This is a genomic window from Photobacterium sp. 1_MG-2023 (assembly GCF_030547945.1).
In the GTDB taxonomy this organism is placed as follows: Bacteria; Pseudomonadota; Gammaproteobacteria; order Enterobacterales; family Vibrionaceae; genus Photobacterium.
The window spans coordinates 1-19,840 of the sequence record NZ_JAUORR010000030.1 but is presented as its reverse complement, the minus strand read 5'-3'; the positions used below and the strand labels follow the sequence as shown (position 1 = coordinate 19,840).

The 19,840-nt window shown below is 48.6% G+C and carries 16 protein-coding genes and 1 tRNA gene; 13 read left to right on the top strand and 4 right to left on the bottom strand.

Annotated features, from left to right (window positions below):
* Positions 1-7 precede the first annotated feature (7 nt).
* The 5 genes from Q4579_RS19450 (at position 8) to Q4579_RS19430 (ending at position 5,340) form a co-directional block, all read left to right on the top strand.
* Positions 8-1,069 carry a 3-deoxy-7-phosphoheptulonate synthase gene (locus tag Q4579_RS19450; protein ID WP_303566412.1) on the top strand — a complete coding sequence of 354 codons (1,062 nt, stop codon included), beginning with the start codon at positions 8-10 and terminating at the stop codon, positions 1,067-1,069.
* 72 nt (positions 1,070-1,141) lie between these two features.
* On the top strand, positions 1,142-1,627 hold the full coding sequence (locus Q4579_RS19445; RefSeq protein WP_303566411.1) for a YajQ family cyclic di-GMP-binding protein: 486 nt from the start codon (positions 1,142-1,144) through the stop codon (positions 1,625-1,627).
* Positions 1,628-1,882: 255 nt separating this feature from the next.
* Positions 1,883-3,496, top strand: a complete 1,614-nt coding sequence (locus tag Q4579_RS19440) for a glycoside hydrolase family 19 protein (RefSeq protein WP_303566410.1) — start codon at positions 1,883-1,885, stop codon at positions 3,494-3,496.
* Positions 3,497-3,735: 239 nt separating this feature from the next.
* Positions 3,736-4,353, top strand: a complete 618-nt coding sequence (locus Q4579_RS19435; RefSeq protein ID WP_303566409.1) for a DNA-J related domain-containing protein — start codon at positions 3,736-3,738, stop codon at positions 4,351-4,353.
* Between the two features lie 144 nt (positions 4,354-4,497).
* Positions 4,498-5,340: a pirin family protein gene (locus Q4579_RS19430; RefSeq protein ID WP_303566408.1), complete on the top strand. Its 843-nt coding sequence runs from the start codon at positions 4,498-4,500 to the stop codon at positions 5,338-5,340.
* 57 nt (positions 5,341-5,397) lie between these two features.
* Here Q4579_RS19430 and lpxL read toward each other — a convergent pair whose 3' ends face one another.
* On the bottom strand, positions 5,398-6,330 hold the full coding sequence (gene lpxL, locus Q4579_RS19425; protein ID WP_303566407.1) for an LpxL/LpxP family Kdo(2)-lipid IV(A) lauroyl/palmitoleoyl acyltransferase: 933 nt from the start codon (positions 6,328-6,330) through the stop codon (positions 5,398-5,400).
* Between the two features lie 519 nt (positions 6,331-6,849).
* Here lpxL and Q4579_RS19420 point away from each other — a divergent pair.
* From Q4579_RS19420 to Q4579_RS19400, 5 genes are all read left to right on the top strand, one after another.
* Positions 6,850-7,143, top strand: coding sequence for a winged helix-turn-helix domain-containing protein (locus Q4579_RS19420; RefSeq protein ID WP_303566405.1), 294 nt, complete (start codon positions 6,850-6,852; stop codon positions 7,141-7,143).
* A 390-nt stretch (positions 7,144-7,533) separates the two neighbouring features.
* Positions 7,534-8,148: a DUF2760 domain-containing protein gene (locus Q4579_RS19415; RefSeq protein ID WP_303566440.1), complete on the top strand. Its 615-nt coding sequence runs from the start codon at positions 7,534-7,536 to the stop codon at positions 8,146-8,148.
* Positions 8,148-9,983 (top strand): Hsp70 family protein, encoded by a 1,836-nt coding sequence (locus Q4579_RS19410; protein ID WP_303566403.1) that lies wholly within the window; start codon positions 8,148-8,150, stop codon positions 9,981-9,983. The genes Q4579_RS19415 and Q4579_RS19410 overlap by 1 nt, the downstream gene beginning before the upstream one ends.
* Before the next feature lie 149 nt (positions 9,984-10,132).
* Positions 10,133-12,952: an Hsp70 family protein gene (locus Q4579_RS19405; RefSeq protein ID WP_303566402.1), complete on the top strand. Its 2,820-nt coding sequence runs from the start codon at positions 10,133-10,135 to the stop codon at positions 12,950-12,952.
* 117 nt (positions 12,953-13,069) lie between these two features.
* Complete coding sequence (locus Q4579_RS19400; protein ID WP_211649697.1) at positions 13,070-13,273, top strand: helix-turn-helix domain-containing protein; 204 nt, start codon at positions 13,070-13,072, stop codon at positions 13,271-13,273.
* A gap of 69 nt (positions 13,274-13,342) precedes the next feature.
* Here the strand turns inward: Q4579_RS19400 and Q4579_RS19395 are convergent, their stop codons facing one another.
* Positions 13,343-13,651: a hypothetical protein gene (locus Q4579_RS19395; RefSeq protein ID WP_303566400.1), complete on the bottom strand. Its 309-nt coding sequence runs from the start codon at positions 13,649-13,651 to the stop codon at positions 13,343-13,345.
* Positions 13,652-14,194: 543 nt separating this feature from the next.
* Between Q4579_RS19395 and Q4579_RS19390 the strand changes: the two genes are divergently transcribed.
* The 3 genes from Q4579_RS19390 (at position 14,195) to Q4579_RS19380 (ending at position 17,435) form a co-directional block, all read left to right on the top strand.
* Positions 14,195-14,271 (top strand) — tRNA-Pro (locus Q4579_RS19390).
* A 732-nt stretch (positions 14,272-15,003) separates the two neighbouring features.
* Positions 15,004-16,494: a sodium:alanine symporter family protein gene (locus tag Q4579_RS19385; protein WP_303566399.1), complete on the top strand. Its 1,491-nt coding sequence runs from the start codon at positions 15,004-15,006 to the stop codon at positions 16,492-16,494.
* 413 nt (positions 16,495-16,907) lie between these two features.
* On the top strand, positions 16,908-17,435 hold the full coding sequence (locus tag Q4579_RS19380) for an AidA/PixA family protein (protein ID WP_303566398.1): 528 nt from the start codon (positions 16,908-16,910) through the stop codon (positions 17,433-17,435).
* A gap of 357 nt (positions 17,436-17,792) precedes the next feature.
* On the opposite strand, the gene Q4579_RS19375 is transcribed toward Q4579_RS19380, so the two are convergent.
* Together Q4579_RS19375 and Q4579_RS19370 are read right to left on the bottom strand one after the other, a co-directional pair.
* The gene (locus Q4579_RS19375; protein WP_303566397.1) at positions 17,793-18,563 is read right to left on the bottom strand and encodes a DUF4376 domain-containing protein; all 771 of its coding nucleotides are present in this window, start codon (positions 18,561-18,563) and stop codon (positions 17,793-17,795) included.
* A 12-nt stretch (positions 18,564-18,575) separates the two neighbouring features.
* Positions 18,576-19,840, bottom strand: a 1,265-nt coding sequence (locus Q4579_RS19370; protein ID WP_303566396.1) for a hypothetical protein, incomplete at its 5' end; no start/stop codon positions are given.

Here is a 19,840-nt window from a genome sequence, read left to right as displayed (position 1 = left end):
GCGTATTATGCCAAGAAAAACCGATGAACTTCGCACTGTGAGTCTGGGTCGGATGCCCACCCCGGATGAAGTCGAAGCCGCGCACCCCATTACAGATGCCATTGCCGATCACGTTGATCAATCCCGCCTCGACATCGAAAACATTCTGACCGGAAAAGACCAGCGACTGCTTGTCGTCGTCGGCCCTTGCTCTGTTCACGATCCGGAAGCAGCGCTGGACTATGCACAACGTTTACTGGTACTGAAACAGCAATATCAGGATCAGCTTTGCATTGTCATGCGCACCTATTTCGAAAAACCACGGACTGTGGTCGGCTGGAAAGGTCTGGTTTCAGATCCCCATCTGGATGGTAGTCTGGATTTAGTTGCCGGCTTATATAAAGCCCGGAAGCTTCTGCTTGATATCAACCAAATGGGCATGCCCACGGCAACTGAATTTTTAGATATGATCACCGGCCAGTATATTGCGGATCTGATCAGTTGGGGGGCAATTGGTGCCCGAACCACAGAATCACAGATTCACCGTGAAATGGCCTCTGCCTTGTCTTGCCCGGTCGGCTTTAAAAACGGCACCGACGGGAACGTGAAAATCGCCATTGATGCCATTCGGGCAACCCGGGTGCCGCATGTTTTCTGCTCCCCGGCCAAAAACGGTGAAATGACGATCTACAAAACGGCGGGCAACCCGCATGGCCATATCATCCTCCGGGGCGGCAAAATGCCAAACTATCATGCGGAAGATATTCAAGCAGCTTGCACGGCACTGGCAGATGTCGATTTACCGACCCGTCTTGTGGTCGATTTCAGCCATGGGAACTGCCAGAAACAGCATCAGCGTCAGTTAGATGTCGCCGCCGATATCTGCCGCCAGATCATGGATGGCAGCCAGTTCATTGCGGGAATCATGGCAGAAAGTTTTATCGTAGAAGGCAACCAGTCTCTGGAAGAGGGATTGCAGCACGGCCTGACTTACGGACAGTCCATCACGGATCCCTGCCTGAGCTGGGAAGACACTATCGATATGATTAAAATGCTGGCTTCTGCCGTAAAAACCCAGCAAGCGCGCTGACACTCACTACCTTTTCGCCCGGGTTTTATGTTATAAAGCGCCCATTAAACAATGATGAGCAGGAATTAAATCATGCCTTCTTTTGATATCATCTCTGAAGTCGATACTGTGGAACTGAAAAATGCAGTCGACAACAGCAACCGTGAACTGGATACACGTTTTGATTTTCGGAATGTTGAAGCGTCTTTCAGTCTGAATAAAGAGGTTGTGAAAATCTCTGCAGAAGCTGAATTCCAGATCCTGCAAATGCGTGACATCCTTCGTGCAAACCTTGCTAAACGTGGTGTGGATGCACGTGCCATGGAACCCAAAGAAATTGTGCATTCCGGCAAAACCTTTTCTCAGGATGCCGTGTTTAAGCAAGGGATCGATACCCCGATTGCGAAACAAATCGTCAAGCTGATCAAAGAATCCAAGATCAAGGTGCAAGCATCTATTCAAGGTGAGCAAGTTCGTGTCACCGGGAAAAAGCGTGATGATCTTCAGGCGGTGATGGCTTTGATCCGAAATTCTGAAGAACTGGACAAGCCTTTCCAGTTCGACAATTTCCGTGATTAATCTCCCAGCACGCTCAACAGGAAGGCAATCTCAGCCTTCCTGTTTCAAACAATAGCCTCACTTTTTATCCGCCACCAATTAAGTTATTGCTCAGTATCACAGATTCAGAGCAACGACTTAGTGCATACACTCAACACCGTTGAATCCTCTCGCATATTGTTTATTCCTTGCAGGAAATTTCTTCTGAAAGGGTTACCTTGAAACAGTCTATTTTTCCGGCCAGTTTGCCGGGTTACTGCACTTAAGGAACCAATCATGAACAATCGCTTCCCGCAAAGGACGCTCAAGACCTTACTGGTCAGTAGCGCCTTATTTTCTGCCAGCGTATTAGCCACCGCGAATTATAATGCCAGTGGTGTTTATCAGGCTGGCGAACAGGTGGTTTATCAGGGTGTCACCTATCAGGCATTACGCCTCACAGAAAATGAAGCACCGGACGCCTATCTGAACGATGCCTGGCAATCGGTGAACACGCAGGTTACATCTGCCTCTACCAGTTATCCCGCTTATCAGGCCAGCGCCGTGTATGTGGGTGGCGATCATGTCTCTTACAGTGGCCAGATTTACAAAGCCAAGTGGTGGACACAAGGCGAAGCGCCGGATGCATCCCCCAGCACTGGTGTCTGGGAATGGGTCAGTGTCGACAACAACCCGGATCCAGGCCCGGGTCCCGGACCTGATCCAGAACCAACGCCGGATCCTGCCAACGGAATCATCGGCCAGAACCCGGATGGCAGCTACATCATGAGCAAAGCCTTTCTGGATGCCCGTGAAGCTGAGCTGACCAGCGCTCCGGAATTCACCAAGGTGCTTGAATCAATTAGCACACGTGATAACGCCATTGTGGATGCCGTCCTGCCAGGCGCTTCAACCAATCCGGATAACGTGAAACGGGTCGAAACGCTGATCAACGAACAAAAATGGGATCAACTGTTTCCGGAACGAAATGCAGCCTATACCTACACCAACTTCCTGAAAGCCGTCGCAAAATTCAAAGGATTCTGTGCCACGTATACCGACTCGCGTGCTGCGCAGTCGGATGACATTTGTGCAAAATCGCTGGCGGTGATGTTTGCTCACTTCACCCAGGAAACCGGCGCGCATAACCCGCACTCCCCGTTTGAAGAATGGCGACAAGGTTTGTATTTTGTCCGTGAAGCCGGCTGTTCGGATGATCCATCTTCCTGTGGCTATAACAGCGAATGTGCAGCCACCAACTGGCAGACTGAACAGTGGCCATGCGGGAAAAACCCAGACGGCAGCTATGTGAAGTACTTCGGACGCGGCGCGAAACAGCTGTCTTATCACTATAACTACGGTCCGTTCTCCGACTTCATTTTCAATGATGTCAATGTACTGCTTCAAGATCCGGATCGCGTTGCCAGCAGTTGGTTGAATCTGGCATCTGCTGTGTTCTTCTTTGTCTATCCGCAGCCTCCGAAACCTTCAATGCTCCACGTGATTGATGGTACCTGGCAGCCCACCGCAACCGACATCGCTGAAAAGCGTGTCCCTGGCTTTGGCGTCACCACCATGATTATCAATGGTGGCATTGAATGTACGCTGGACACGGAAAAACCGCAGTCAGTTAATCGTATCAAATACTATCAGGGCCATGCTGCAGCACTGGGTGTGCCAGTGCCTGCCGATGAGCAGCTCGGCTGCGCAGGGATGAAAGCCTTTAAGAAAACCGGTGACAGCACTTTTGGCCTGTACTGGGAAAATGACTGGAGCTACAACCCGAATAATCCGGGTGGCAGCAGCTTCGCCTGCCGGATTGAGTCAGGCTACCAAACCGCACATACCACTTTGAAAAAAGGCGACTACGCCAAGTGTGTTCAGAAATACTACGGCGTTACAATTGAGTAATCGTTCGACCTGATTTCAGGCACCTGCAAGCCGGGCTGATTCATTCGCCCGGCTTATTTTTATTTGAGTTATCACTTTGTTTCATACGAATCGTGCTCAGGCTGTGACACCGATTCCCCTATCTGTGATTTACCGAGAGATTTCTTTCTGTCCTGGACACGAGTTTGCTAGAGTCCAAGTGTTTGATCCTCAACAAAACAGCTTGGTATGACTTTATCTGATAACGAACGGAAATTTGCATGACTCTGCCCGAACGCCACAGCGATGAACAACCGGAAAACCCGCTGATCTGGCCTATACTTGGCATCCTGGAAAAACAGCATGATGGCTGGATGGTTCATACGCTGGCCGATGCACTCAAGCAGCAGGACTTAATGAAAACGCTGGATGACGCGCCTGATCAGGACTTATTCAAGCGCAACTTTCTGCTGATGAATGCCCTGTATCAATTACAGGAAATGCTGTTACCGGAGCAATGGCTGCAAGCGCATGCAATGGATATCCGGCTGATGACCAACACAGGGACCCAGCAGATTGATACCGCGGATCCACTCAGAGAATACTATCTGGACTGGCAAAACTATGAAACCGACGGGGACGCCATTCGTGAACTGCTGTCTTCGTTCTGGAAACGCTATCAGCAGCATATTGGGCAGCGCAATGTCAGCAATAATGTTTCCTGGCATCACGATCTGGCCATTTTAGAACTGCCGGCTGACGCCAGTCCGGTTCAAATTCGCCGCCAATGGCGCAGACTGGCACTGCGTTGGCACCCCGACCGCCCTTCCGGTGACGCCGACAAGTTTCGTGAAGCCTGTGAAGCCTGGCAGCGCATTCAAAGCCGGTTACACAGCTAACCAAGCCTGTGAATGCGGAACACACGCTTATTCGATTTTTTCTAATATCCTGTTCGCCGGGCTGAACTGTTCTGGGGACTCTACCCGGCGTACACTGCTCTCCAACGACCGGAAAATCCCGGTACCAGAGACTTGGAGGCAATTATGGCAATCAGAGGAATTCAAAGTATCCAGCGTTCGCACCCATCATCCGATGGTGACGGCGTAAAAATCCAACGGGTACATGGCTTTGATAATGCTGCTTTTTCACCCTTTCTGATGATCGACGAACTTAAGTCCGATCAGGCGGCTGACTATATTGGCGGCTTTCCGCCACATCCGCACCGTGGCATTGAAACCCTGACCTATATGCTCAAGGGTCACTTCCAGCATCAGGATCATTTGGGCAATACGGGTGAGCTGAAAGACGGCGGCGCACAATGGATGTCTGCGGGACGTGGCGTGATTCACAGTGAAATGCCCATGATGTCTGATGGACAGCTCCACGGTTTTCAGATCTGGATCAATCTGCCTGCCAGTAAAAAAATGCTGCCCGCGCAGTATCACGACTTTCAGTCGGAAGTCATTGCAGAAAAACAGCTCGGCGAGAACAACCTGATCCGGGTGATCGCCGGTGATCTGACGATTGATGGCGATACGATTACCGGTCCGCTACAGGAAACCGGTGTCCCCACAACCATTGCCGACTGGCGGGCAGCCGCAGGATCGCATCTGAATTCATGCCTGAATCCGGATTTCCAGGCCATGCTGTATGTCTATCAGGGTGCGATTGAAATTGAAGGCAAACAGGCCGTAGCAGGAGAGCTGGTGATGCTGGAAGCCGGAGAAGGACTCGCCATGACCGCGCTGGAAGACACTGGATTACTCTTGCTTTCCGGGATGCCAATCCACGAAACCGTTGTGCACTATGGTCCGTTTGTGATGAATACCATGGATGAAATTGAACAGGCGATTCGGGATTATCAGGCGGGGACGCTGACCGACTGATCGCAGCGACTCACCCCGTCAGATGAAAAAGGCCCGTCATACGGGCCTTTTGTTTGTTCATGAATACAATGACGCTTCACCTTCAGGACGCGTTTTAAAGCGCCGATGCAACCACATATATTGTTCAGGCGCTTCCTGAATAATCGGCTCAATGGCATTGCGGTTAATAAACTCAGCTGCTGCCTCTGGATCTTTGTGCGGAAAACCTTCAAGCGGCTTAAAGATCTTCAGAGTATACAAACCGTTATCAGTATCCCGAATGATCGCGATCGGCACAATGGCACAGTCGGTTGCATCCACCAGAATGCTGGTGCCTGTGGTTGTACAGGCTTTATCGACCGCAAAGAAAGGCGCGAACGTTGATCGACGCGGGCCATAGTCATGATCCGGAGCGTACCAAACGCGCTCACCTTCTCGCAGTGCCCGCAGCATGCCTTTCACGTCTTTCCGATCCAGCATGTAACGGTTCGAACGGACACGACCTTTAAACTGAAAATAATCAAAGCACGGGTTGTTATTCGGGCGATAAACACCCACGCCCGGAGCCCGGACACCAAAAGCACGGCCACCGATTTCCAGATTCATGGAATGTGCCGCAACCAGCAAGACACCCCGCCCCTGCTCCTTCAGCTCATCCAGATATTCCACACCCTCAAAACGCACATGGCGTTTGATGCGCCACTCAGGCCAGAACCAGGCCATACCGGTTTCAAACAATGCCAGCCCCGCATTATCGATATTCTTCTGAATCATGACTTTTCGTGCTTCCGGTGTCATCTCCGGAAAACACAGTTCAAGATTACGCTCAATCGTAAAACGCCGTTTTTTCATCAATTTGATGGCAAGCCTGCCAATGCCCTTACCCATCAGGAACTGTATGCGGTACGGAAGTAAACTGATGAGCATCATGGTGCCAAACATCAGCAAAGTCGGCCAGTAGCGTGGGAAGAGAAACTCGGCTTTGAATGCCGGTGCCGTCAATTTGCTCATAACAGAGACGATTTTCCTTATTGTTTAAAGCCAAGCCTGCGCTGTCTATCGTCACGGCAGACAGGAAAAGAACAATGTATTGTATACCAGCATCCTCAGCATGCAAGATTCGCTGTTTCCGCTCGATGTGATGCGCACGCCATCCAAAAAGAAAAGCCACCCGAAGGTGGCCCAGTTGAAATTATAGTTTTATTCATTTCTTATTATTATCTCTTATCCCCGCAAATATTCAGCGCGTCCCCTAAGCCCTGAAGCAGTGATAAAAGGCTCCCTCTACACATCGGAATGATTGTGGACAGTTCTCTGTCTCATCGATGCATAAATATAAGCATGAATCGGGCCAGCTTTTTCACATCGCTCCATTTCAACATGTTAGCTGTTGCAGCCAATGAGCCCTGCTTGAACATTGTCAAAAAAGCTGACAGTTTCTCTGCGACCGCCTCATACCCGTTCATCCCTGCCGAAATTAGTGTTAACCTGACTTTCTTGCCAAACGTAAAGGGAGTTCACACTGCAACTATGTCCATTAATAAAACAAAATCAAGCTTTTACCGCCGTCTCTATGTGGCCCACCTGATCGATAAAGGCATTGCCACCGTCCCGGCCCTGATTGAATACACAGGCATGCCCAGACGAACCGCTCAGGATACAATCAAAAGCCTGTCAGACTTAGATATTGTCTGCCAGTTCAGACAAACCGAAGGCGAAAGAAACCGGATCGGGCGATATGAGGTACTGGACTGGGGCGCCATCAACAAAAACTGGATCGAAGAGAACCTGACTGAAATAAAATCAGTCCTTGATTATCCCTGAATGACGTTTTCATTTTGCGATGAGTTGCAACTTGCAAATCATATTGCAAAGCATTCTGCTCTCTCCGCTGTTCACATCGGCCTGGTTACACAAAGCGTCAAAAAATAGACTAAAAAGAAGATGGGGTCGTAAAAAAGATTGCTTTCAAGAGACTTGTGTTCCGTTTTCTTGCCCCAATACCATAAGTCGAACCAGTCAGTGACAGGAATTTGTCATAACGACCTGGTTGCAAAGTAACCTAAGGGGCTGTTTCTCGTGTAAATCACGCGAAAATAGCGTGCTCACTGGCTGTATTAGCAATCTGTTGTGTTAGTATTCGGCCAAATTTTTCCAATAAGACAGTTTGTCACGGACAAAGAGAAGACGAATATGGCTTTAGACTTTTCAAACATGACGGTGGATTTATCCGCAATGCCAACCACGATTGATATGGGCCACGCTTGGCTTGCCGCGCTGGTTGTGATCCTTTTACTCTTATATGTCACCAAGAAGGGTAAACCAGTCGAGGTTGAAAAAATCGTTGAGAAAGAAGTCGAAGTTGAAAAGATTGTCGAAGTCGAAAAACCGGTTGAGAAAATCGTCGAAGTCGAAAAGATCGTTGAAGTTGAGTCAAAACTGAAAACTGCGGAAGCGGATGCGGCGCTGCAGTTATTATCTCTGCTTCAGAAAGAAGCACGATTCATCGATTTTATGCAGGAAGATTTAAAGGGCTTCGCCGATGCTGAAATCGGTGCAGCTGCGCGCGTGGTTCACGAAGGCGGAAAGAAAGTCCTGGATGAGTACTTCCGTTTTGTGCCGGTTCGTGTTGAAGAAGAAGAAAGCCGTGTCACGCTACCGGAAGGATTCAACGCCGCTGAAGTTCGCCTGACCGGCAATGTGGTTGGCAGCGCGCCATTCACCGGCACCCTGACTCACCGTGGCTGGAAAGTCACCGAAGTAAAATTACCCAAAATGGCAGAAGGTCACGATCCCCGTATTCTGGCTGCTGCTGAGGTTGAGCTCTAATGCAAGACATTCAAGAACATAAATTCAGTGTGGGAATCGACCTCGGGACGACCCACTGCGTTCTGTCTTATGTTGATTTACAACAAGACGAAGCCCCTGTCCATGTGATGCCAATTGCCCAGCTCACCGCTCCGGGCAGTGTTGAAGAGAAGTCTCAGCTACCTTCATTTATGTATCAGGCGCATGAATCTGAACTGGCACAGGGCGATACTGCCCTGCCATGGGATGCGCAGCCGAAAGCTCTTGTGGGTGCCATGGCCAGAAACCTGGGCAGCAAAACACCAATCCGCTTGATCGCCAGTGCAAAAAGCTGGTTGTGCCATGGTGGCGTCAACCGCCGTGATGCTTTCCTGCCACTCAATGCGCCGGAAGAAGTCGCGAAAGTCTCGCCTCTGGAAGCAACCCGCGCCTATCTGGCGCATCTGGCTCAGGCATGGAATCACCAGCATCCGGACGCTTCATTGTTTGATCAGGACGTGACCATTACCGTCCCGGCTTCCTTTGACCCAGCAGCACGGGATCTGACAGCTGAAGCCGCCCGGGAAGTTGGCTTCAAACATCTGACGCTCCTTGAAGAACCTCAGGCTGCTGTTTACAGCTGGATCAAAAACAACGATGACACCTGGCGTGATCAGGTGAGCGTCGGAGATGTGGTTCTTGTCGTCGATATTGGTGGCGGAACAACCGACTTATCTCTGGTTGCTGTGACCGAAGAAGAAGGTAATCTGACCCTGAACCGTGTCGCGGTCGGTGATCATATCCTTTTGGGCGGCGACAATATGGATCTGGCGCTGGCATACCGGTTGAAAGCCAAACTGGCTCAGGAAGGTAAACAGCTGCAACCCTGGCAAATTCAGGCCATCACCCATGCCTGCCGTGATGCCAAAGAAGCGCTGCTAAATGATCACAATTTGAATGCTGTACCTATTGTGGTCCCAAGTCGGGGTTCAAAACTTCTGAGCGGCACCCTTCAGACTGAACTGACGCAGGACGAAGTACAGCAAACTCTGGTTGAAGGCTTCTTCCCGCAAACCCGTGTAGAAGAACATCCGGTTGAAATGCAGCGCGGCGCTTTAACTCAAATGGGCCTGCCCTATGCGCAGGATGCTGCAATCTCACGTCACATTGCAGGCTTCCTGAGCCGTCAGTCTGCTGCGGTCGATGAACTGTTTGACCACTTTGAACAGATTCACGATGGCTTTATCCGTCCGACAGCCGTACTGTTTAATGGCGGTGTGCTCAAATCGGATCTGCTGGCAACACGTTTGATGTCGATCATCAATCAGTGGCTGACAACAGCTGGTAGCCCAGAAGCCAAGCGTCTGCAAGGACTGGATTTGGATCTGGCCGTTGCCCATGGCGCTTCATACTATGGCTCAGTCCGGAAAGGCAAAGGCGTTCGGATCCGCGGGGGGATTGCCAGCAGCTATTATGTCGGCATTGAAAGTGCGATGCCTGCGATTCCGGGAATGGAACCGCCCGTTGAAGCCTTGTGTGTTGCGCCATTTGGCATGGAAGAAGGCAGTCATGCCGACGTTCCAAACAGGGAATTCGGCCTGATCATCGGTCAGCCAGTCACCTTCCGCTTCTTTGGATCCACAGTGCGCCGTGAAGATTTGCCCGGCACCCTGCTGGACTGGTGGCAACCGGAAGAGCTGGAAGAGTTGCCTGCAATCCAAGTGACATTACCAGTCGCGGATGGCCGCAGTGCCGGACAGATTGTCCCAGTCAAATTGGCTGCCCGGGTCACTGAACTGGGTACCTTGTGCCTGGAAGCCATCCCGACAGACGGCGGCCAGAAATGGCAGGTCGAGTTTGATGTCCGGGACAACTAATCAACTTCCATTGTTCTTTTTAACGGCGCATTGATTGCGCCGTTACTTTAGCTGGCCGCAGCAGCATTATCATCACAACAAGCCGCAGTCAGAGATCCGTTTTCACCATCCACATCAGGATCTGATTGGAAAAAGGCACGGAGTTATACATGTCTTCTCCCCGTTATCTGGTGGGTATAGATTTAGGCACCACGCATACTGTCGTCGCTTACTGCCCGATTACCCCGACCCTACAGCAAGAAACTGTAAAAATTTTCGACATTGATCAGCTCATCGGCCCCGGCGAAGTGTCGCGCAAGCCATTGCTCCCCTCATTCCGTTACCATCCGACACCTGGAGAAATTGCACCGGAACAATGTGTCCTGCCCTGGGCGCCTGCACCGGTTGAAGGTGATTTTCCCGAAGCGCTCATTGGCGAATATGCCCGTGAACTTGGCTCCAAAGTCGAAGGCCGGCAAGTCACCAGCGCAAAAAGCTGGCTTTCACACACAGGTGTCGATCGCAATCAGCCCATTCTTCCCTGGGCTGCTGCCCAAGGGGTGAAAAAAGTATCTCCGGTCATTGCCAGTGCCAGCTACCTGAATCACGTGCGTCAGAGCTGGGATTATCATCATCCGGATGCCAAGCTTGCCGGGCAGGATGTGGTTCTGACCATTCCGGCTTCATTTGATGAAAGTGCAAGAGCCCTGACCGTTGAAGCGGCAAAACTTGCTGGCCTGAACAACATCGTCTTACTCGAAGAACCTCAGGCAGCATGCTATGACTGGTATACGCGCCATCAGGAACAGGCAGCAACGCAACTGAAAGATATACCACTCTTGATGGTCTGTGATGTCGGTGGCGGCACAACCGACCTGAGCCTGATTCGTGTCAGCCACGCGCATGACAGACTGAAGCTGGACCGGGTTGGCGTAGGCGATCACTTAATGCTTGGGGGGGATAATCTGGATCTCACACTGGCCCATATTGCAGAAAGCCAGTTGAATCAAGGCGGTCAAAGGCTCAATGCAGCCACACTATCAAAGCTCATCCAGCAAACCCGTCGTGCAAAAGAGCAACTGCTGGCAGAGCATGCACCTGAGTCCGTGAATATTACGTTGTTGGGCAGTGGTTCCAAATTAATTGGCAGCAGCCGATCAACCGCGCTCAGTCAGCAACAAACCCGTGCAGTCACACTCGATGGCTTCTTCCCGCTTTCTGACATCGCAGCCCATCCGGAAAAACGCCAGAGTGCGGTGGTCGAATTTGGACTCCCCTACGCCGCTGACCCGGCAATTTCAAAGCATCTGGCCCAATTCATCAGTGAGCATCAAACCGTTTGCCGGGATGCCATGTCTGCGCACTCAAGCCTTGCCGATGAAAGCCACACCATCATTCCACCCGCTGTATTACTCAATGGCGGTGTATTCAACAGCCCGCTACTGTCGAATCGCTTGCTGGATATCTTCTCGGCCTGGAAAGGTGACAGAGTCACTCAGCTGGATAACCCACACCCTGATTTAGCAGTCGCATTTGGTGCTGTCGCTTATGGTAAAGCCAGACATGGCGCACAACTGAAAATTGGGGGTGGCTCGGCCCGCTCATTCTTTCTGGCGCTGGATCAGCACACCCCTGCTTCGGGTGTATGCCTGCTCCCCCGGGGGACCGAAGAAAGCATTGAGCTTCAGCTTCCCGACCGAAAATTTGCGCTGACCCTTGGTGAACCCGTTCGCTTCAATCTGGTTGCCTCGACGGATGATACTTCGGTTCAGGCCGGTGATCTCACCCCCTTAGATCACGACCATTTAGTTGCCTTGCCGCCATTTATTGTCACGCTGGACAGTGAAACCGACAGAGCCACTCTGGCGGCTAACCAAAAAGAACGGGTTGACGTGACACTCGCCTGCCAGTTAACCGAAGTGGGCACACTGCAACTTGAATGTGTCAGTACCGAAAATGCAGCGCAGCGTTGGCAGGTTGAATTCAGTATCCGAAAAAACACATCAGCCAAGGCAACCCAAGCGACAAAAGAATCACCGGAATCCGCAAAATTAGATCAGGCTGAAACCCTGATCAAAAAAGCCTATGGCGGCAGTAAAATGCACGCTGATGATAAACCCGCCAAGTCCCTGCGCACAGACCTGGAAGCACTTCTCGGAAAACGTGAACAGTGGGACATGTCCACGCTGAGACCCCTAGCGGATACCTTACTGGATAGCAAAAAGCGCCGCCGCCGATCGGCGGTTCATGAGCGAAACTGGCTGAAACTGGCCGGATTTACCTTACGCCCCGGATTTGGTGATCCGATAGATGACTGGCGTATCAATCAAATTTGGCCGCTTTATCAGCAAAGCCTGCAATTTCATCAATCAACGCAGAGCTGGAACGACTGGTGGATTTTCTGGCGCCGGATAGCCGGTGGCTTGAATCAAACACAGCAAGAGCTGATTTACAAAGAGATCGCAAAATACATCAATCCAAGTGCTGCACGTCACCCAAAACTCAGTAAGGAAATGCAGGAAAAGGGCTATGAGCAAATGGTGCGTTTGCTTGCTTCGCTGGAACGTCTCTCTTTCGAAAAGAAACTCCAGCTCATTGAATGGTTATTTGCCCGTTTGCAAAAGCCACAGTATGCCCAGGCACACTGGTGGGCCATTGGCAGGATTGCATGCCGACACCCACTTTATGGTAGTCGCCATAATCTGCTTACTGCACAGCATATCGCCTATTGCCTGCCCGAGCTCATGGATTATGACTGGCGGAAAGAGCCAGAAATTGCACTTGCAGCCGTGATGATGTGCCGGAAAACTGGTGACAGAACGCTGGATATTGATGATCCTTTACGTCAGGAAGTCATCGAAAAACTCGAACAGAGTAAAGTGCCGGAATCTTGGGTTGTGATGGTCTCGGACGTTAAGGTACTGACTGAAGAGGAAAATTTACGTGTTTATGGGGACTCGATTCCAAGCGGCTTGATGCTTATCGAGTAAACTTCTGCTTATTAAGCTTACGTTAGGGTATAGCTGTTATGATTCCGCGAATCAGAACTGTCTGGATTGGTATACTCAGCAGTCCTAATAAGGAATAACAAGCGAGAAGTTATGGCAATGACACGAGAACAATATAAAGTAATTGCGGATCGCATTTTCAAGTCCCAAAATCAACGCGTCGCTGTTGAAGCTGTCGTCTTCGAAGGTTTATCAAGCTACGAGGCAGAAAAACGGTTTGGCGTACCCAAAGGGACGCTTTCACGAAATGTCCGTAAATATAAGAATGAAGTTGACTACATCACCACAGTAAGTCTAGCGTAATAAAAAAGGAGAGCTCAGACTCTCCTTTTCTATTTCTAAATACTCTCTTTCAGCCCAAACACAATCAGACTATTCTTCCGCTGACGATCCATCAAACAGTTCTTCTGGATGCACACCATCTTTTTCCATCATGGCCAGAATCTCCGTCATTCTCACCTGACGTGCTTCTTCTTTAAATTCATTCAGAACGGCGATGAGATCATTGATCTTTTGCAGCGGAATGCGTTTGATAACAGCTCGCTGTCTGCCTGGAACTTCATCAGCAAAATCAATCAGCGTCTGGCGGTAGTCCGTTCTGGCCTCCTGTGGGCCTTTACCATTCTCTACATTCTTAAGCATTGCACTCAGTGCTTTTTCCGCATCTGAAAAGTTTGTCATGAATTACCTCTAAACACTATTTTCGTTAAATAGCACTTTCTTGTCATTGCGACAGTTCATGATGACAACCTCTGTGCTATTTGAAATAGAGTAAACATTAATAAAGATTAAATTCTTGTTCCGGTGAGCAGTCACGGGAACTGCATTCAGCCAATAAACTGACGTTCTGACCCTCGCTGGCGCGTTTGTGAGAAAGCGGATCACACATAATTATAATAGAGAACTCTAACGAGGATGAAAGAGTCGTCAGCGAATCCTGAAATAATACTCTCAGTCTTTGCCCTTGTGAACATAATTTTTGTCAGCTTGACAATTCTATGACCAAAGAATGCGAATCAGCTTAAATTGCCGGATAATTTGACAACAATATATGCATTGATGAGCGAAAGACAGTCCAGACTGCTGGCTTTCAAGCGTTCAGTCTCTTCAAAATGTTCACATGGTGAAAATATCGCCTGTTTCTCAATAATTTAGCTTTGCCAAAGTCTCAAGTGCTTGCTATTATAGCGCTCGTTGAGTTAACTTAACACAAAAGCTCTTTGGCGGACATTAGCGCAGTTTGGTAGCGCACTACTCTGGGGGAGTAGGGGTCGCTGGTTCGAATCCAGTATGTCCGACCAAAGGGCTTTTTTATTTTCTCTTCCTTTTGTATGAAATTTGTTCTTCATCGAACTTTTGCTATCCAGAACTTTAGTATTTGCTAATAAATACTATCCTATGCTTTCAACGAAGGAGCATAATATGGAACAGATCCCATATTGCAAGGCATGCGGTCAGGATGAAGAATTCATTGTCATCGATGAATATAAGTTTGTCTGTGTCTGCGGTTATCAATTCACATCAATGTCAATCCTTCCTGTGATAACTTCCGTTACAAAAGAAACCAATCCCCTGCCGATACCCTTTGAGTTTCATATTCATTAACCTTGAAATTACTCCCAGTTCAACAGTTCTGCTCTGTTTCTATCTCACTTGTACGCCACCAAAACCCAACGTATCAGAATCACGTTCAGTATAAAAAACCACCAAAAAACGTTAAATCCAGTTTAAAATCTTGTTACCACATCATGAATTTCAAGTTTTTACCCTGTATCAAATAAATTCACCAGAAATTGTTTAAGGCTTTGAAAACAAAGAAATTAAACATCGTTTCATTGTAAATTTTTTGATATGAGCCTTCATCACCCCAGCAAAAACGTGATCAAGATCCTGCTCACTTTTCAGGATTTTATGCTAACTTCTGCCTCGCAAATTAAGTAATCATATCAATACATGGGGATTCCTTTTGCTGCGATGGCATTGGATTGCACCCATCACTTGGAACATCTCTTGTTGTTCTGCTTTTAGTCTGTATGACATCACAGGATCATTCTATGAATGCAACGATTAACACGCTCAATGAGCATTTAATGGCTGTCATTGGCGATATCAATGGAGTACTCTGGGGTCACCTTCTTGTATACCTGCTTGTTATTGTTGGTATCTACTTTACCGTTCGCCTCGGATTTATTCAGATTCGCCAATTTGGTCATGCCATTTCTGTCCTGAAAAAAGGAAAAGACGTAGAATCTGGCATCAGTTCTTATCAGGTATTCTGCACCTCTATGGCAGCCCGCGTAGGTACCGGAAATATGGCAGGTGTCGCAGTTGCCCTCACAGCTGGTGGTCCGGGTGCCATCTTCTGGATGTGGGCAATGGCGATGTTCGGTATGGCAACAGCTTTTGTCGAATCTACATTGGCTCAGGTCTATAAAGTCAAAGATGTTGACGGACAGTATCGCGGTGGCCCGGCCTATTACATGGAGCAAGGTCTGGGACAACGCTGGATGGGAACACTCTTTTCTGTTTTCCTAATTATCGCGTTCGGTCTGGTATTCAACGCGGTACAGGCCAATACCATCACAGACGCCCTGAACCACTCTTTCGGTTTCGATCGTTCAATCATGGGCATTGCCATTGTTGCCGGTTCTGCTTTCTTCATTATGGGCGGCCTGAAATCTATTGCTCAGGCAACGTCACGCATCGTTCCAGTGATGGCGATTGGATATCTTGCGATTGCATTGCTGATTGTCGTGATGAACCTTTCTGAATTACCGGATGCCATGATGCTGATTGTGAAGAGTGCATTTGGCTGGCAGGAAGCTGCTGCCGGTGGTGTTGCTTATACCATCGCACAGGCAATGCAAAGTGGCATCGCCCGCGGCCTGTTCTCTAACGAAGCCGGTATGGGCTCTGCAGCCAATGTTGCAGCAAGTGCGACCCCAAATCCGAACCACCCTGCATCTCAGGGTTATGTCCAGATGCTGGGTGTTTTTGCGGACACCATTGTCATCTGTACTGCGTCTGCAGCCATGATTATGCTGTCTGGTGTGATAGATCAGCCGGATGCAGCTTCTGGAATTGGTCTGTTGCAACAAGCACTGACAAGCGAGCTGGGCGATTGGACCACATACTTTATGGCCGCTGCCATTCTGCTGTTCTGCTTTACGTCCATTATCGCAAACTACAGCTATGCAGAAACCAACATTATGTTCCTGAACGGCAACAGTAAAAAAGGCCTGTTTGCTTTCCGTCTGATTGTGTTGGCGATGGTGATGTTCGGTTCAGTTGCCTCACTGCCGGTTGTCTGGAACATGGCTGATGCATCGATGGGCATGATGGCTCTGATTAACATTATCGCACTGGTCTTATTGTCCAACCTGGCCATTAAAGTGATCCGAGACTACGAAGACCAGGTGAAACATGGCAAAGTGCCAACGTTTGATCGCAGCAAGTTCCCTGAACTCAAAGGTTTGGACAGTGCCTGGCACCCAAGACCCAACACTGCGAAAGACGCCAGATAATACATCCGTATCTTCCCCACGATAAAGCCAGCACTGCTGGCTTTTTTTCATGCTCCAGCAATCCTGAGCGTCAATCGACTCGTCATGACAAAATTAATAAATGTAATTTTAGAGGGCTAATGATTACACCTAAGTTTGCGGCGAATCGAAAGAAAGATAACCTGTTTTTTATTCATTTCGTATCCTACTGAAAAATAAAAAGTTTATACACTTTTCTGCCCTTCATAAAATTAGACCTTCATAAAATCTTTGCTAGGCTCAGACACATAGAGAGACGACTGATTGAATGATGTGTTCAATCTCATTCAAGACTTTCTTTATTCATTTCCGGTGTATTTGATAGCACGAAAAACCGCATTGTTCGTGATTTCAAAATGGAATCATCTTCCAGATATCAAGAGGGACAATACATCATGGCTACAATAAGAAAAGTAGAAATTGTGATTGATTGTGAGTCAGTTGAGCATGGCGCTTCCGGTAGCTCTGTCGTACAAATGTTTTCGGATCCAAGCATTGTCTTGGATAACTCACAAGGCAGCTATGAACTTAGCATCCAGGTGAACAATGATGATGTGATTCGCTGGGCAGCGTACCCCAAAGTGACAGAGTCTGAAACCGGCAGTCACTACTCTGTCATCATTGATGCGAAGCATGACTGGAACAACGACACCCTACTGAAAGACTGGACGGCTTATCAGGGAAATACTCAGGTGTTTGTATACGATCAAGATGCCATTCCGATGAATGAGTTTGTGGATGTGCCTGTGTCCCGACAAACTGCCTATATGCCTTTTGTTCAGGCAAATGCAACACTGCCTGGTCGCCCGAATGTGGGTGACAAACAAAAAGAAGCTTATACGTTTTATGTGAATGTTTACAAAGATGATACGCTGATTGGTCAAATCAATTGGGACCCATACGTCACAGTTTATCAGCCATAAATCGATCCTCTGTTCCGTATATTGAATCATCAACCTCAATAGCGAGAGATCTAACTCTCGCTATTTTTGATCACTGACTTACTTTGATTGGTCTAAAAACAGGCTTTTCGAATCACTTGGCTACGAAGTACATATCCTTCGCGTGCAGATTGCCAAAACCCAGTGAATTTGATTTAAATTCAATCACTTAACCCAAAAACCATTAGAGTAAACCTCATTCTAATACAAAAATTAACTTCATTTTTTTCAGTAACTTAAATTGGGTTTTGGAGGGATATTATATCTGTTCAACCTTATTTAGTTTCTCAACACCAAGTTATCTAAACATCATCTCTCCAAACTCAGCCACCAGCTAACTCATTGTTTTACCAACTGATACTCCCTATGAAGTAGTGCAGCGCGGGTTTTAATCGCCCGAACCACTTTGGCCAGATCGGCTTTCGTCACCAGAATTTCGCTGTTGTTGGCCAGCGTCCATTTCATCTGGCCATCAACAATTAATCCGGATTCAATAAGCATCTGATCCGCGACCAGGATATCCCAGTCAGTCACTGTGCCGGTGATGTTCTCATACGACTGCAGATCAGCATCAAACATATGGCCATCCACGATGATCGGTGCGTACCGTCCATCATCGCGGGCCTGTTTCGCTGCCGTCACCAGGTACGGCTGTGCGTCCTGCACGGAAAACACAGGTTCCGGCGGCAAGGCCTGCGCCGGTGGTAACTCCCCGGTGTCCTCGTCTGGCTCCCGTGCGTCATTCTGAGCGGTGATCTCCTGACAGATGGATAACCACGCCAGATACTCATCATGGAACATCCAGCGGTCATTCTCGTGCGCACATTCAATGAACGTCTCAATGACTGGCTGCGGTTTACCCAGCAGGGCGACGCGTTCCACATCCGCCCACGATTTCCGCTCACCCGGTGTTTTCTGGATGACATAAACCACATCAATGAAAACGGGCACCTGTTGGGTGCCCGTCTGCGTGTTGCCTTCTCCATCCTGCCATTCGTGAGGCTCTTCTGAATAAACCTGCTCACCGTTTTCGATGAGCGGTTCATGCCGAGTTTCCGTTTCATAGAACGGGGCCAGCGCGGCTGGTACGTCTGTGATTTTTTCAAACATCGATCAGCCTCCTCAGCTGTTGATTTTGGTATAGCCGTAGGGAATGGCCAGTTCGTGTACGGCCAGTTTGAGTGTGTGGCCATTGTCATCGGTGTATGTCTTGTCTTTATCCGTCAACTTGAATGTACCATCACTATCCCCCCAGGTTCCGGATGCCGAATCAAAAAACACTTCCTGGCCATAGAACTGCATTGAAGTGACACCATTCGTTTCAGTTTGCGTAGCCAGCACTTTTGCGGCATATCCATCACTGGACTCAATCGGAATTGCCACATGACCTGGTTCAAAACCAGAGGAGTAAATCAGATCACCGATTGATGCATTCACGCTGTAATTCAGCAGGGGTGAAGAACAGTAACGGAAACCATTTTCAGTTTTCAGCGAACGACTCAGTAAAGAGTCGATCAGTACACTTCCACGGTCAGGCCGATAATCAGACGTAATGAATACATCACCAACCCCCTTGTAATAATTCAGGATTTTCTTACTGACACTGGGTTTCGTCTGCTTGGCGAATGCCTGGTAAAAATTAATCTGAACGTGATTCGCTGGATGTGATGATGTGTAGCCATTCTCAACGGCGCTTGAAAATGACAACGTACTCCCAGCCCACGTCGCGCCTTGGTCCGTCGTATATTGTCGGTTACCGTTTGAATCACCTAACCCACTAACAACTTTCCGAGAAAAGGTGAATTTTTTCACATTGCCATCAGGTATCAATGGATTCCAAACACCACACCATCCGTTTTTCAACTCAGGGATCTGAATGATTTCATTTGGATTACCAATGACCTCAACAACGTTAAAATTACCGCTCACCTCCATAAAGACTGCATACTCAAAAATCGGACTTGCACTTAGTAGGTCTAAATTAACATGACCACAAGAGACAAAATAAAACGGGCTGCTAAAATCAATATCTCCGCTATAATCGCCATCAACTGGAAGGCCATCAACATATCGACGTATCTGCAGCCAATAGTCATTGCTATGCGGCGTGGTTTGATAAACATGGCCATTATGGAAAATTAACGAGTTAGTTTCCGCCAATGCAGTATGACCCGATGATTGTCCCCGACTGATATACGTCACCTCTCCATTACTTCCCACCTGATTAAATGACAATCGATTATCAACCAGGACTTTTTCACAACCTCGGTATGTACCGGCTTCAAGCTGCTGACGGATACGGGCGGCTTTCTCAACACTTCCCATATCATGTGCTGATTTTCGGCAATCCAACACCCCACCATAGCCATCAGCATAAATGGCATCGT

Coding starts and splice junctions, on each gene's coding strand:
- Q4579_RS19435 (WP_303566409.1), top strand. CDS start 3,736: ATGACTCTGCCCGAACGCCACAGCGATGAACAACCGGAAAACCCGCTG.
- Q4579_RS19440 (WP_303566410.1), top strand. CDS start 1,883: ATGAACAATCGCTTCCCGCAAAGGACGCTCAAGACCTTACTGGTCAGT.
- Q4579_RS19415 (WP_303566440.1), top strand. CDS start 7,534: ATGACGGTGGATTTATCCGCAATGCCAACCACGATTGATATGGGCCAC.
- Q4579_RS19380 (WP_303566398.1), top strand. CDS start 16,908: ATGGCTACAATAAGAAAAGTAGAAATTGTGATTGATTGTGAGTCAGTT.
- Q4579_RS19410 (WP_303566403.1), top strand. CDS start 8,148: ATGCAAGACATTCAAGAACATAAATTCAGTGTGGGAATCGACCTCGGG.
- Q4579_RS19445 (WP_303566411.1), top strand. CDS start 1,142: ATGCCTTCTTTTGATATCATCTCTGAAGTCGATACTGTGGAACTGAAA.
- Q4579_RS19400 (WP_211649697.1), top strand. CDS start 13,070: ATGACACGAGAACAATATAAAGTAATTGCGGATCGCATTTTCAAGTCC.
- lpxL (WP_303566407.1), bottom strand. CDS start 6,330: ATGAGCAAATTGACGGCACCGGCATTCAAAGCCGAGTTTCTCTTCCCA.
- Q4579_RS19375 (WP_303566397.1), bottom strand. CDS start 18,563: ATGTTTGAAAAAATCACAGACGTACCAGCCGCGCTGGCCCCGTTCTAT.
- Q4579_RS19430 (WP_303566408.1), top strand. CDS start 4,498: ATGGCAATCAGAGGAATTCAAAGTATCCAGCGTTCGCACCCATCATCC.
- Q4579_RS19405 (WP_303566402.1), top strand. CDS start 10,133: ATGTCTTCTCCCCGTTATCTGGTGGGTATAGATTTAGGCACCACGCAT.
- Q4579_RS19450 (WP_303566412.1), top strand. CDS start 8: ATGCCAAGAAAAACCGATGAACTTCGCACTGTGAGTCTGGGTCGGATG.
- Q4579_RS19420 (WP_303566405.1), top strand. CDS start 6,850: ATGTCCATTAATAAAACAAAATCAAGCTTTTACCGCCGTCTCTATGTG.
- Q4579_RS19385 (WP_303566399.1), top strand. CDS start 15,004: ATGACATCACAGGATCATTCTATGAATGCAACGATTAACACGCTCAAT.
- Q4579_RS19395 (WP_303566400.1), bottom strand. CDS start 13,651: ATGACAAACTTTTCAGATGCGGAAAAAGCACTGAGTGCAATGCTTAAG.